The following is a 13810-nucleotide window of genomic DNA, read 5'->3' as shown; positions in this document are numbered from 1 at the left end:
CGCCCGACAATCGAGGCGATTGCCCGGGTCGGTTCGACGTGAAGAGTGATTTGCGATGGAAGTGTTCCCGGCCAGGACGAGGCGAGCGTCAAGAGCCGATCCCGCGACGGAGCCCATGCCGTGTGGAAAGACAACAAGTTGGTCGGGGCGGACATTGTTCTTTTGCTGATGGCACTTGGCGACCAAACGATGTTGACCCGAACAAAGAAGTCGGCCGCGAAGCTGGGTGAGAGCCGCGAGACGTCGACCGCGGAGCAGCGCCTGAAGGCTTGGCGACCAGGCTGGCCCGCCGCTTTCCGCCTCTTTACCGAAGCGGCCGGAACAATTCTCACGTCGCGAATGCCGCCCATTTTTCGGGGGCTTCCACCTGAAGAGAGCCCGCGTCTAGTTGCGGCACAGGCTCTGGGCGTTTCACCAGGTAATGACTTCGCGCTTCTCGATCGATTGGGCGGCGACGTTGCCGGAGCGCTTCAGTTGCTGCCGGAAGGTGAGTTGCCGCCTGTCTTTTCGCCCGCCTTCGAGGTGTTTGCACTCGTTCGCTAGGACTCGGACCCTGCGCGCCGCGTGCCTCGTCAGGATAAAGTGTCAGCGGTGGTGCTCATCCACGCGCGATGCCGTTCTTCATCTTGTCGCGCCTGCATGAAGAAGGCCTTGGAGGCGGGGATCGCATCCTCGTGTCGGGCCGCCCGCTCATAAGCCGTGACTGTATCGTCTTCATTGGTCTTCATCGCCTTGAGGATCGCGGTATCGCCAATGAGACCGGCGAGCGCGATTTTACCGGTGGTGAGCATCTGCTTCATATCGCCCTTGGTCGGGGCCTCGATCCCGAGCTCGCGAGCCATCGCGCTCAGCACGCGCAGATGTTCAACGTGGTCCTCCTTGAACCTGGCGATCTGAGTGCTGAATTCTCGATTATCGAGACGCTCGATGCAAGAATCGTAGGCGGCGATCGCATCGTGCTCGAGGTAGATCAGATCCTTTACCAATTCCTCGATACTTGACTCGTGTCCGACCATCGTGACCATCATGCTCTCCTTGTACGTTGGACAATGTTGGGGAACGGCGTTCGTTGACCGATGTTCCCGCGATTACGCGACTGTCGTGCGCCGTACAAACGCGGAGGGCGAAGTCACCATGGCTGGCTGACCAACATGCGGTGAGATCTTTTCCCATTGGGTCAGGGACAATGTCGATGGCGCGTAAATGTCTGTCGCTGATCGGCCACCACGTTCACTGTTGGACGCATCGTTCGCGCCTTGCATGACCGTAGACGCCTTTCCCGGGGCGATTGCCGATGATCAATATCGCGAACTTCTCTCAGCCTCTCTTCCCGGCTTGCTCGCCGCGTTGTCGCTCTTCCAGGTCTCCATTTTCAGCCTTCCATTGGTGCCCGGGGCCCGATCCCTTGAAATCCAGTGTGAACTTGAGGAACCTGAGCGAGTGACCGTCTGGATAGCCAAGACTGGGCTTGACGGTACTTGCACGAGGCGTGGACGCCGACGGTTATTCCGAGACGATGCATAGACGGCGCCTGTCAAGACGAAAGCAAAAGGTCGGCCGCGCCTCGAACGTCCGCGACCTCGACGTAGGGAAGCCAGTCAGGATTGCCCTTCTCATTCCGCCGGTTAACCCAGATGCCGCGAAAACCTAGCGCGTGGCGGGCTTTCATATCCCAATACATGCCCATGGCCACATGGACAGTCTCGTCCGCGGTCACCCCGATGGCGCGATAGGCATGCTCGAGGAACTTTCTCGAGGGCTTGTAGGCTTGCGCCTGTTGGGCGGTGATAACGTGATCGAATGGGGCGCCGATGCGTTCGACCGTGGGGGCGATCAGGTCGTCATCGGAATTCGTCAAGATGGCCAGCTTGTAGCGTTCACCGAGCCGCCGCAGCGCGTCTGGAACGTCCGGGTGCGGTCAATGTCCTAGGCGAGTTAGCGATACGCTCGAGATCATGATTGTCCAGCTCCACGTGATGCGTTCGGAACGCCGCGAGAAAGCCGGACCGCGGAATATCCTCGTTAGGCCGATGAGGCTTCGCCGCAGTGGTTCGCCTTGCTTCCCTTGAAAAGCTTCGAGGATCTGTCCGGCGTCGACCTCCGTTCGATCACCGGCTGCTAGCGTCCTACCCTTCGTCCAGGAGCACTTCGTACCACCGCACGAGAGCCCCGTAGCAATCAAACGTGATGACCTTGGGAGCAGGGCCGATAAATGACGGTTCAGGCGCGTGGTTCAGGTCTGGTGGAACCTGTTCAAGGGAACCGTTTTCCACGGCCATGTCGGCGGTCGCTTCGACGAGATCGAACGACTGCTCCTCGCCCGCCAGTCGTTCGTCCGCTCGCTTTCCGAGCCGCGTATCATGGCTTGTCCGCGGCCACGTGCTCGGCAAGCTCGCCCTTGCTGATGAAGGTGTCCGTCGCTCCCGCCTCGTGATCAGGGTGCGAAACCTCGATTTCGATTTCTTCCGGAAGCTCGAGTGCTTGTTCAGCGTTCATCAAGCCAAGGGGAATTCGATCACCATCCGATGTGACAGCTACCTCGACGATTTTGGAAAGCTTATCCAAGTCCATCTCCTTCAATGTGACAGTTCCAAAAAACCAAACCGGCGGGGACCCGATCACCTCAGCGCCATCTCGTCCGCTGCCCTTAAACCTTGGCAAACCCGCCTTGGCCCGCCATGAGGCTGGTAGGTGTTGTCTTCAGGCCTATAGGACCGGTAACGCGATGCGCACCAAGTCGCCACGCGCTCCCCCACGGAAGACGATCGCGCGGCTTGGCCTTTCGAGTATTTCGAGACGGGCGTGGTGGTTTCAAGCGGCGGCGAACAGGTTCTGACCTCGCCGCTAAACGAGCGGTAGGAATTCGTCGCGGGATTGAACGAACGATATCGGCTGGCGCACCAATGGAGATGGTCCGCCGACAAGGGCACAGCGCTGGCCGCGGGAGACCTCGAAGCCGCGACTTCCTGTTCCTCCGGCGCCTTTGTCCCGGCGGTCCGAACAGGTGCCGAGGCGTATGTCGAAAGAACGGCGGGTATCCGCTCGAAGGTTTGGGCGGACCGATCGATCTTGACCGGCGCCGAGGTCCACAAATCCGACCCCTCCAATTTCATCGACGCCGACCTGTCGGAGCCTTCTACGACTGAAGTGACGGACGCTACTCCAAGCGACGCGCCAACCGCGCAGGCCAGTCCGCAAGCGAGAGATGTGATGGTCTTCATGACGTTTTCCAGATGCCAAATTGTTCTGGTGGAGAAAACGCGAAAGAAGACAAACCGTTCAATCGAGTTTGAAATCGTCAAGAAGCGGTCGATCGCGGATAGCGCGAGCTGGCCAACGTTGGCCGGCTCCCGGCCCGCGACGAAGCACTGGCGTTTCGCGGTGGTTGTTTGATCTCCTTCGCGCATTACAACGCACGGGCTGATGACAAGAACGGGCCGAGCGATCCTAGCGCCCATCCCTGGGGCATCGGCGGTCCACTTATGTCATCGATGCGGAAGGCTCCGCGCCACATTAGAGCCCGACATGGATGCCTGCCTCTTCCCTCGGACCGCGCCGACGCGTTTCGGTTGGCTAGCCATTCTTCTCGCGCGCGCCGAGTGGGCGGTTCGAGCGCGCGAGACCCGCTCGCGGGCACGCCGCCGTTGTCCGCGCGCCCGCGAGCCCGATGGGAGCGTCGTGGGAAACTCCGTTCGTCCATGGTCCGCGAGGAGAACTGTCTTCACATATTGCCCGCGATCCTCTCATGCGGCATGATTGGCGGTATGCTGAACCTTTTTGATCCAGACAATTTCATCGTGCGCGCCGAGGTTCGTATCCTCGACATCGAACCCGAGATCAGCCGTGTTCTCGAGCTGCCGATCAGCCTCAACCTCGCTCAACTGCACGAAGTGCTGCAGGCTGCGTTCGGATGGACTGATAGTCATCTGCATCAGTTCAATATCGGCGGCCTGATTTATGGCGCGCCGGAGTTCGATGAGGATGGTCTGTCCGACAACACGACCTTCGAGGCCACCGAAGTGAGGATGACTGATTTTCATTTTCCCCATGGCGGCAACGAGGACGCGCTGACCTTCCTCTACGAGTATGACTTCGGAGACGGTTGGCGCCACCTCCTTCGCTTGATCCGCGTTCCTCGCGAGGAGGGTGTGAAATATCCCCGCTGCGTCGCCGGTAAACGCTCCGGACCTCCAGAGGATGTGGGCGGAACCTCTGGTTATGCCGACTTCCTTGAGGCCTGGCTCGATCCCGAGCACGAGGAACACAAGGATATGCGACGATGGGTCGGTCGCAAATTCCATCCGGAAGCCTGTAATCTCGATGATATCAATAAAGCGATCGTCAAAGCGATGCGTCGATCAAGGGGAGGCTATCGCTTCCGTCGAGAAGAGCGTTATTGATCCAGCCAGCGATCAACCATAAGGTCGAGATACCGGGCTGAAATAGCAATCATCATGGTTTCCCGGCTGAAGGGTCCTTGACGCATAAATGCGTGGGTCCGCTCAGCTTCGACGCCAGGCGCGTGCCACGCGATCCAGATCAGCACGGGGCATTGGCGACAAAAACATATCGTTAGCCGGGGTAAAACGCCGCGCGCCACCACGTTCGCGTCACCGAGGGCTGGCATATTTGGAGAAGAGGTAATCGTAGCGGCGCGCGGTCGACCGCGCCCAGATCTGGGCTCCGCCAAGGACGATCCGGCGTGACCGTTGATCATGCCGTCGTCGAAGCGGAAACCTGAGCGGATTTAGCGCGGAGGGCCCGAGGCCGAGGATGCCCCGGGCGCTACGTGGAAGGAAGCCTTGCCGCGCATAACCGGGGAGATTTCATGACGGAAGACACACTCGTGACATTCAATGCTGGCTCATCCTCCTTGAAGATCGGCGTCTTCGAAATGGCGTCGGGCGTGGCGCGTTCAGCGGGGCGGGCGAAGATCGACCTCGAGACCGGCCCTCCCCGGCTGTCTGGCAAGATTGGCGGCCTGGCCTTCGAACGAGAACTTGTTGGCGATCCAAAAGCCGACCTGGGTGATGTCGTCGCGCAGGTGATCGATCATCTGCATGCCGTCTTACCGGGCAAGATCATTGCCGCGGGGCATCGCGTCGTCCATGGCGGCATGACGTTCGACGCTCCGGTTCTGCTTGGTGATCAAGTCGTCACTGACATTGAAGGCTTGATACCGTTCGCGCCACTCCACCAGCCCGCTGCCTTGGGGGTGATCCGCGCCGTGAGGGACAGCCATCCCGCGATCGCGCAAACAGCCTCGTTCGATACGGCCTTCCATGCCTCGCAGAGCGATCTCGTCCGCCGCCTCGCGATCCCGCGGGCGATGCACGACGAAGGCGTTAGGCGATACGGGTTTCACGGCCTTTCCTATGCCTACATCGCTCACGCGATCGCGCGGATTGATCCGCGAGCCGCGGCGGGTCGCGTCGTGGCATGCCATTTGGGAAGCGGGGCCAGCATTTGCGGCATGATCGGTGGCCGGAGCGTCGATGTCAGCATGGGGTTCTCGGCTCTTGACGGAATTCCGATGGCGACGCGGCCCGGCTGGATTGATCCCGGCGCCTTGCTCCATCTCATGCGAAAAGGCATGATCCAGCCGGAGCGGCTGGAGCGGTTCCTCTACCATGAATGTGGCTTGCTCGGTGTCTCGGGCATCAGCGGCGACACGCGGGTTCTACTCAAGGACCCAAGTCGCGAGGCTGCCGAGGCCATCGACCTTTTCTGCCTGCGTGTGGCGGGCGAGATATCGCGGCAGGTGGCCACGCTCGGCGGACTCGACGCCGTGGTTTTCACCGCAGGGATCGGCGAGAACCAACCCGACATCCGCGGCCGGATCGCGGCGCGGCTGGGCTGGCTGGGCCTTGACTTGGACGACGGCCGCAATGAAGCTAACAACCAGATCATCAGCACGGCGAAGAGCCGGATCACGGTTTTCGTCATCCCCACCGACGAGGAACAGGTCATCGCGAGCGAGGCCCTTTCCGTCGTCTCGCGTCATAGGCTGTGAAGGAGAAGATCGTGAACGATGTCGCCATGAATGTCATCGATGATGCCGAACTTGCCCTGATCGACCGTTATTGGCGGGCAGCCAACTATCTATCGGTCGGGCAGATCTACCTCATGGACAACCCGCTCCTGCGCGAACCGCTGAAGGCGGAACACATCAAACCGCGACTTCTCGGTCACTGGGGCACGACACCCGGGCTGAACTTCATCTACGCGCACCTCAATCGGGTCATCAGGAAGCGCGACCTCGACATTCTGTACGTTTGCGGCCCGGGTCACGGCGGCCCGGGCATGGTTGCGAACACCTATCTCGAGGGCACCTACAGCGAGGTCTACCCAGACATCCCCGAAACCACGGAAGGTCTGCGGAAGCTGTTCAAGCAGTTCTCCTTCCCCGGCGGCATTCCAAGTCACGTCGCGCCGGAGACACCTGGCTCGATCCACGAGGGCGGCGAACTCGGCTACGCCCTGGTGCATGCCTTCGGAGCGGTATTCGACAATCCGAACCTGATCGCTGCCTGCGTTGTCGGTGATGGTGAAGCGGAAACCGGTCCACTCGCCGCTGCTTGGCACTCGACGAAGTTCCTCAATCCGTCCCGCGACGGCGTCGTGCTGCCAATCCTTCATCTCAATGGCTACAAGATCGCCAACCCCACGATCCTTGCCCGGAGCAGCGACGAAGATCTCACCAGTCTATTTCGAGGTTACGGGTATGAGCCAATCTTCATCGAGGGTGAGGATCCTCATGTCATGCACCGGAAGATGGCGGAGATAATGGAGTATGTCTTCGAAAGGATCCGCGAACTCAGGGACGAGGCTCGCGCCAACGCATCCTCGCCAGGCGTTCCCCGCTGGCCGATGATCGTCCTGAGAAGTCCTAAGGGATGGACGGGCCCGAAGGAGGTCGATGGGAAGAAAGTCGAGGGCTTTTGGCGCGCGCATCAAGTTCCGGTCGCCAATTGCCGGGGCGACGACGGGCATCGAGGGATTCTCGAGGAATGGATGCGGTCGTACGACCCCGACGATCTCTTCGACCACGAAGGACGGATGAAGGAGGAGCTTCGCGCCCTGGCTCCCACGGGAACGAAGAGGATGGGGGCAACGCCGTTCGCCAATGGGGGCCTGCTTCGCAAGGAATTGCTGGCGCGACCCATCAAGGATTTCGCCGTCGAGATTGGCGAGCGCGGCTCTCAACAGGTCCAGACCACGGAGATCTTCGGCCATTACCTCAGGGAGGTCGTCAAGCTCAATGCCGGCAACAAGAACTTCCGCGTCTTTGGTCCCGACGAGACCGAAAGCAATCGCCTGGGAAGCGTCTTCGATGAGACACAGCGGGTGTGGATGCAGGCCATCGAGGATTATGACGTGCATCTGTCACGCGATGGCCGGGTGATGGAGGTGTTGTCCGAACATCTTTGCCAGGGGTGGCTGGAAGGCTATCTGCTAACGGGACGACACGGCCTCTTTTCCTGTTACGAGGCTTTCATCCATATTATCGACTCCATGTTCAACCAGCACGCCAAGTGGCTGAAGGTCACACGCGAACTGGAATGGCGGGCGCCGATCTCCTCGCTGAACTACCTTTTGACATCGCACGTGTGGCGGCAGGATCACAATGGTTTCTCACATCAGGATCCGGGCTTCGTTGATCTCGTCGCCAACAAGAAGGCGGACATCGTCCGCATCTATCTGCCGCCGGACGCCAACACGCTCCTTTGGGTCGGCGACCACTGCCTGAAGACCTATGACCGCATCAACGTGATTGTCGCGGGCAAGCAGCCGGAGCCACAATGGCTTTCCATCGAGGAAGCCGAGGCCCATTGCAAGGCAGGCGCCAGCGTCTGGGACTGGGCGAGCTACGAGGAAGACACGATCGCGCCCGATGTGGTCATGGCCTGCGCCGGTGACGTGCCGACGATGGAGACGTTGGCGGCGGTGATGTTGCTGCACGAAGCGATACCTGACCTCAAGATCCGCACCGTCAATGTCGTGGACCTACTCGCGCTGCAAGATCCCGAACAGCACCCCCATGGCATCGATAACGCGGCGTTCGACCGCATCTTCACCAAGGACAAGCCCGTCGTTTTCGCCTACCACGGCTATCCATATCTCATACATCGGCTGACCTATCGCCGGACGAACCACCAGAACTTCCACGTGCGCGGTTTTATCGAGGAAGGCACCACGACGACGCCGTTCGACATGACGGTGCTGAACGAGCTGGACAGGTTCCATCTGGCGCTCGGGGTGATAGCCCGCGTGCCGGGGCTGGCGGAAAAGGTGCCGGATGTCGCGAACCGCCTACGGGAGAAGCTCGCGGAACATCGTGCCCATGTCGAACGGTATGGAGAGGATATGCCGGAGATCAGGAATTGGCGATGGAAGCGCTGACGAGGAACTCGGCGCGATCCAGCATCAACCGGCCACAAGAGCGAACCGGCAATGCAGAGGGGAATAGGGTTCGGGTGTCTCGGCGCGCCGAGGCAGCGCGCACCGAAAGGCCTTTCGCGGACAGCGGGAAGCCGCGTTTCACCCCTGTGCCCGCCATGGCGGTCCAGCTCCCTGGAGATTGTCGGGCACGACGTTGACCAGCTTCTCGCGACGCGCGACGTTGCCAGAGCGGATTTGAGCCACATCGTCATAACTGGACCTCACATCGATGGGTCGTCACGCCGATGTTATCTTCTCGTCGCATCAGGGCGATGGCCCTCTCGACGCAAGGCTATCGCCTCCAACGGAGCTTTCAAAGTGATCGCGCTGACAACGGTAGCGCGATCTTCTTGGACGGGTCGGTCGAAACGCTCATCCGAAGCTACTCGCTTGTCATCAGCGAGCGAGAACGGTGATAACACCGCAATAGCTCATCGCCGTCAAAAGCAGAAGCGACGCGGATGCCGCGAGAATGACGCGCCCGCCCGCGCTGGCGACGGTGCGAATGTTCACCGAAAGACCGAGCGCCGCCATTGCAAGGACGGTCAACGCGCTCGATAGCGTTAGCAAGAATGGGATGATCGCGGCTGGTATGAGCCCCATCGAACGAGCGATCACCACAATGATGAAGCCTATGATGAACCACGGAACGAGACCCCGTTGCGAATGGGCGCAATCACCGCGGTCCTTCTGAAGAATTCCAAGGACGAAGATGACCGGCCCCAACATCAGGACGCGCAGCAGCTTGATGAGCGTCCCGGTTTGCACCGCGACTAGGCCTGCGGGCGCGGCTGCCGCAAGAACTTGCGGCACGGCGTAGACCGTCAAGCCGGCCAAGGCGCCGTATTGCGTTACCGTCATGCCCGCATAGAGATAAACTAGCGGAAGGATGAGCACCGAGGCGACACCCAGAACCGCGGTAAAGGCCAGCGCGGCGGCAACTTCGTCCGAATCCGCTTCGATCACCGGAGCAACCGCAACGATCGCGGAATTGCCACAGATCGAGTTTCCGCAGGCGATCAACAGGGCAAGCCGGCTCGACAATCCGCAAAAGCGGGCAACGAGAAAGCTGGCGCAGATCGAGATGACAACGATCGCCACCACGCAGACGACCAGCGTCGCACCGGCGCTTCGTAGCGTTCCCAAACTCAAGGAAGCGCCCAGAAGCACGATCGCGATCTCGAGCAATGTCTTGGAGCTGAAACCGATGCCCGGCTGCCATGATGTTTTGCCGGGTAAAGCCGTTCGCGTGATGATCCCGATCACGATCGCAAAGACCAGTGCTTCGAGAAGCCCAACCCCGAATACGACATGTTCCAGTCGCTCGAACAGATAGGCGGCCGCAGCCACCGCGATGCAGGCAAGCAAGCCGGGAACGATCTGGCGACCATGGTTGTAACAGTTATGGAGGGTCATCGGGCACCTGGAATTCTAATGATTGCTTGACAGATTTTTCAGCTAATCGCGTCGACTTCCATCGAATATTCTTCTACATTTCATTCGACAAAATAGAATGATTTCCCATGACCTTTGAACAGCTTGCAATTTTCGTCGCGGTGGCGGAACGCGAACATCTGACCAAGGCGGCGGCCTCGATCAATCTCACGCCATCGGCTGTCAGCACCGCGATCAAGAATCTCGAGCACCACTATGGCGTCGAGCTTTTTCACCGCGTCGGCCGCCGCATCGAGCTGACGGAATCGGGACGGATCTTCCTCGGCGAAGCGAAGTCATTGCTCTCGAGAGCGCGCGCGGCCGAGCTCGTGCTCAGCGAACTCGGCGGAATGCGGCGCGGAGCGTTGAGTGTGTTCGCCAGCCAGACGATCGCCAGCTATTGGCTCCCTTCCCGCCTCATGCGGTTCCACGCGTCACACCCGGGCATTGACCTCACCCTGACGATTGGCAACACCCGAACGGTCGCCGACGCGGTCATTTCCGGCGAGGCTGATGTCGGCTTCGTGGAAGGCGACATCGACGAGCCGGCGCTCGCGGCCTCGGTCGTCGCGCAAGACGAACTGGTGGTGGTCGTTAGTGCGTCGCATCCTTGGGCGCGCGGCGGAACACCACCGAACGACGAGCTTGTCGCCGCACCTTGGGTGATGCGCGAGATTGGCTCGGGGACCCGTTCCGTATTCGAGGACGCGCTTGTCGAGATGGGTATAAAGGTCGGGGATTTGACGATCGCGATGGTGCTGCCATCCAACGAGGCGATCTTGTCGGCACTCGAGGACAGCCTGTGCGCCGCCTCCGTTTCCCGTCTCGCCGCTCAGCAACACATCGAGGCCGGCAAACTGATCGAGGTCGATTTTTGCCGGCCGGTCCGTGAATTTCGCCTTCTGAACCACAAGGAGCGGCACAACAGCAGGGCCGCCTCGACTTTGATCGAGATGTGCCGCGTCAAAAAGCTCTAGCTGCCGCTCAAAGCTCAGCCAGCGCCGCGAAGGTCGCGGCGAACGATGCGTCGGCGCGATAAAAGACCGGCGGCTCACCGACCGGCGCGGCAATACTGATTTCCTGACCGCCGGCATACGCCTCGCCGCTCCATACGTGTATCCAGTCAACGCCGTTTGGCAGATAGAGCAATCGTTCTTGCTGTCCGGCTTGCCAGACAGGCGCGACAAGCAGTTCCTTGCCATAAAGGTAGCTGTCCTGGATCGCATAGGTGTCGCGGTCGTCTTCATGATGCAGGAAGAGTGGTCTCTGCACCGGAAGGCCTGTTTCCTCGGCGGCTGCCGACAGTGTGCGGAGATAGGGTGCCAGATGCACGTAGAGGCGCGTCATGCGCGCGAAATGCGCCAACACTTGTGGATCCTGGTCAATCTGGACGTTGTCACGGGGCCGATTTCCCTCATGCGTGCGCATGACCGAGGTGAAGACCGACATCTCCGCCCAACGCATCAACAGTTCAGGCGTCCGTACGTTTCCGAACAAGCTGGTGTATCCGCCGATATCGGAGTGATGGTAAGCGTTGCCGAGCAATCCTGACGATAGTGCCGCCGAGATGACGGTCACGAGACCGTCATGGCGCGAAAAGTCAACCGATTGGTCTCCCCCCCATAGCAAAGGGCAATGCGCTTGGACGCCGGTGAAGCCTGCCCGCATGAAGAACAGCGCTTCACCAGTCATGCCACGCGAGGCGACGGCATTGGCATTGACCTCGGCCCAAAGGGTCGGCCACGCATTGTGCATCAGCTTGGCGTCGATGCCATTGTCCAGATTGACATCGATCGGCAGGTATTCGCCAAAATCCGCCATCCAGCCGGATAGACCGAAATCCAGCATCTTCTTGCCGATGACCTCTTCCGCAAACCATTCGGCCGCTTCCGGATTGGTGAAATCGACGACGCCGCAATCGAACTCGCCGAAATCGACCAGGGCTGTCGCGCCTTCCGCGGTCTTGGCAAAATAACCGGCACGTTCAGCCTCCGGGAAGAGCGGACCATCAACGCATAGGTAGGGGTTCACATAGCCCAGAAAACGGATGCCCGCGTCATTCAGCTCGGCGATCTTCTGGCGTAGACCCGGATAGCGCTCCTCGTTAGCCTGCCAGTCCCAAAACAGTCTTGCGCCGAAGGAGGTCTGCCTAAGCCCGACCCAGTCCTCACACCAGAGGCCGGAGACCTGTACGCCGGCGTCCCGCATCGCCTGCAGCCTGGCGAAGGAGTTGACACCGTCTTTCAGGCCAATGATCGCACCCTTATAGACCCACTCGGGTAGGCGCGGCTGGCGGCCGAAGCGCTGGGAAAGCTGGCGGACGAGCTCTACGAAACTGGGCGCCGCGAAGAGCTCGATCCGTTCGGGGATCGCCCAGGCCTCGATCTCGTGGAAGCTCTTGTGGCGGAAGTCGAAGACCGAATAGGCGGTCGTCTCCACATGCAGTGCGTAGCGTGCCGACGAGACATAGGTCGGCTGCGGGTAGTTGGTATTGAAGTAGTCGCCGCCGGCGCGATCCTTGATGTTGGACTTGAAGGTAATCTCGCTGGTCTTGTCGCGGCCGACGCCCGGCTCGGACGTCCAGAGCGGAAAACGCCTGCCGCGCATGTCGAAATAAGACATCTGCTCGCCGCCACCCCAGACATGCTCGTCATGGTCGGCGGCGACCCGCATCCAGAAGCGGTTGATCAGCGGATCGAGGGCTTGGATCTCGATGGCGCTGTCGGTGAGGGTCAGGACGAGGCGTGGCGGCTGGCCAGCGCGTTCCGACAAGGCGATCCGGCGCCCGTCGATCTCGGCATGCGCCAATCTGCTGCGCTCGATCACATAGTCCTCGATGTCGAAATTGCCGCGATACATGTCCATGCGCTCTTCGCCAATGCCAACGAACATCGCGGGTGCGCTGCTCGTGTGGTTGAGAACGACGCGCCCGTCGAGGGACACGGTGAAGCCCGAAGCAGTCGCCTCGAGCACGATGCGTTCTCCGGTCCCGCTCGCGTGCCTGAGTTCAGTCGGCGCCGGACGTTCGAGTGTTGAATCGGTAAACATATGATGTCGCTGCATTGCTGTGGCGTGGCTCATCCCTTGATGCCTCCCGAGGTCAGGCCGGACACGACACGCTCCTGGAAGATGACGATCAGGATTGCCACCGGAACGATGCCGACGACGAGCGCGGACGAGATGACCGGCCAGGGAAAGGCGAACTCGCCCTGATAGAGCTGGATACCGACAGGGAGGGTACGGAGCGACGGATTGGAGTTGAATGACAATGCCAGCAGGAACTCGTCCCAGGCGTTGACGAAGGCGAGGATGCCCGCGGTGAAGACGCCGGGCGCGCAAAGGGGAACGACGACCTTGAAAAGGGCGCCAAGCCGGGTGCAGCCGTCGATCATCGCCGCATTTTCGAGATCGCGCGGGATGCCCTCGAAGAACGAGATCAGCATCAGCGTGCAGATCGGCAGGGACAGCACCGTATAGGGTAGGATCAGTGCAACCCACGTGTTCAAGAGATTGAGCGAGCGCATGATCTCGAAAAGCGGTACGAGCAGGGTCACCAGTGGGAAGGTGGAGACGGCGACAATCAGCGCCAGGATCAGTCCACGGAAACGCAGGTTGAGCCGCGCCAACGCGTATGCGGCGAGAACCGATATGAAGAGCGTGAGCAGCGTCGACAGCAGCGCCACCATGAAGCTGTTGAACAGGAACAGATGCAGCGGCTGGTCGGAGAAAGCCTGCATGTAGTTTGCGAGCGTGGCTTGATGCGGCAGCCAGGTGATCGGTTTCAGCGTCAGTTCGCTCTCCGTCTTCAGCGACGTGAACAAGATCCACAGTGCCGGGAACAGCCCGTTGACGAGCAGGATCGCGGCGGCAATGAAGCGCAGAGGTTTACCGGTCAGGAACGACGCGGGGCTGGGAACGACGACGGCGCTCATGA

The 13810-nt window shown here is 60.4% G+C and carries 12 protein-coding genes and 1 pseudogene; 6 read left to right on the top strand and 7 right to left on the bottom strand.

The features are described from left to right. Positions 1–283: 283 nt before the first annotated feature. Positions 284–498: pseudogene (locus ACVTFQ_RS26520) on the top strand (HipA N-terminal domain-containing protein); the annotation flags it as partial. 74 nt (positions 499–572) lie between these two features. On the opposite strand, the gene ACVTFQ_RS26515 reads toward ACVTFQ_RS26520, so the two are convergent. The 4 genes from ACVTFQ_RS26515 to ACVTFQ_RS26500 form a co-directional block, all read right to left on the bottom strand. After that, positions 573–1025 carry a DUF2383 domain-containing protein gene (locus ACVTFQ_RS26515; RefSeq protein WP_313760640.1) on the bottom strand — a complete coding sequence of 151 codons (453 nt, stop codon included), beginning with the start codon at positions 1023–1025 and terminating at the stop codon, positions 573–575. A gap of 509 nt (positions 1026–1534) precedes the next feature. Beyond that, a complete protein-coding gene (locus tag ACVTFQ_RS26510; RefSeq protein WP_313760639.1) occupies positions 1535–1858 on the bottom strand; it encodes an HAD family hydrolase in 324 nt (107 codons plus the stop codon). A gap of 500 nt (positions 1859–2358) precedes the next feature. Beyond that, positions 2359–2565: a hypothetical protein gene (locus ACVTFQ_RS26505; RefSeq protein ID WP_283193707.1), complete on the bottom strand. Its 207-nt coding sequence runs from the start codon at positions 2563–2565 to the stop codon at positions 2359–2361. Between the two features lie 53 nt (positions 2566–2618). Next, positions 2619–2930: a BA14K family protein gene (locus ACVTFQ_RS26500; RefSeq protein ID WP_313760649.1), complete on the bottom strand. Its 312-nt coding sequence runs from the start codon at positions 2928–2930 to the stop codon at positions 2619–2621. Between ACVTFQ_RS26500 and ACVTFQ_RS26495 the strand changes: the two genes are divergently transcribed. The 4 genes from ACVTFQ_RS26495 (at position 2875) to ACVTFQ_RS26480 (ending at position 8403) form a co-directional block, all read left to right on the top strand. Continuing rightward, complete coding sequence (locus tag ACVTFQ_RS26495; RefSeq protein ID WP_313760650.1) at positions 2875–3393, top strand: hypothetical protein; 519 nt, start codon at positions 2875–2877, stop codon at positions 3391–3393. The genes ACVTFQ_RS26500 and ACVTFQ_RS26495 overlap by 56 nt on opposite strands. 335 nt (positions 3394–3728) lie before the next feature. Then, positions 3729–4400, top strand: coding sequence for a plasmid pRiA4b ORF-3 family protein (locus tag ACVTFQ_RS26490; RefSeq protein WP_313760648.1), 672 nt, complete (start codon positions 3729–3731; stop codon positions 4398–4400). Between the two features lie 428 nt (positions 4401–4828). Then, entirely contained in the window at positions 4829–6013 is a 1185-nt protein-coding gene (locus ACVTFQ_RS26485; RefSeq protein ID WP_313760638.1) for an acetate/propionate family kinase, read from the top strand. 26 nt (positions 6014–6039) lie between these two features. After that, the gene (locus tag ACVTFQ_RS26480; RefSeq protein ID WP_470424609.1) at positions 6040–8403 is read left to right on the top strand and encodes a phosphoketolase family protein; all 2364 of its coding nucleotides are present in this window, start codon (positions 6040–6042) and stop codon (positions 8401–8403) included. 435 nt (positions 8404–8838) lie between these two features. Here the strand turns inward: ACVTFQ_RS26480 and ACVTFQ_RS26475 are convergent, their stop codons facing one another. Continuing rightward, the gene (locus ACVTFQ_RS26475) at positions 8839–9858 is read right to left on the bottom strand and encodes a YeiH family protein (protein ID WP_112436259.1); all 1020 of its coding nucleotides are present in this window, start codon (positions 9856–9858) and stop codon (positions 8839–8841) included. A gap of 107 nt (positions 9859–9965) precedes the next feature. Here ACVTFQ_RS26475 and ACVTFQ_RS26470 point away from each other — a divergent pair, with 107 nt between their 5' ends. Beyond that, complete coding sequence (locus ACVTFQ_RS26470; protein ID WP_112950532.1) at positions 9966–10853, top strand: LysR family transcriptional regulator; 888 nt, start codon at positions 9966–9968, stop codon at positions 10851–10853. Positions 10854–10860: 7 nt separating this feature from the next. On the opposite strand, the gene ACVTFQ_RS26465 is transcribed toward ACVTFQ_RS26470, so the two are convergent. Further along, a complete protein-coding gene (locus ACVTFQ_RS26465; RefSeq protein ID WP_470424608.1) occupies positions 10861–12852 on the bottom strand; it encodes an alpha-glucosidase in 1992 nt (663 codons plus the stop codon). Between the two features lie 101 nt (positions 12853–12953). Then, entirely contained in the window at positions 12954–13808 is an 855-nt protein-coding gene (locus tag ACVTFQ_RS26460; protein WP_112436261.1) for a carbohydrate ABC transporter permease, read from the bottom strand. Positions 13809–13810: the final 2 nt, after the last annotated feature.

The sequence above is a fragment of the Rhizobium sp. O111 genome (genome assembly GCF_055616315.1).
This window is presented reverse-complemented; position numbering and strand designations above follow the sequence as displayed.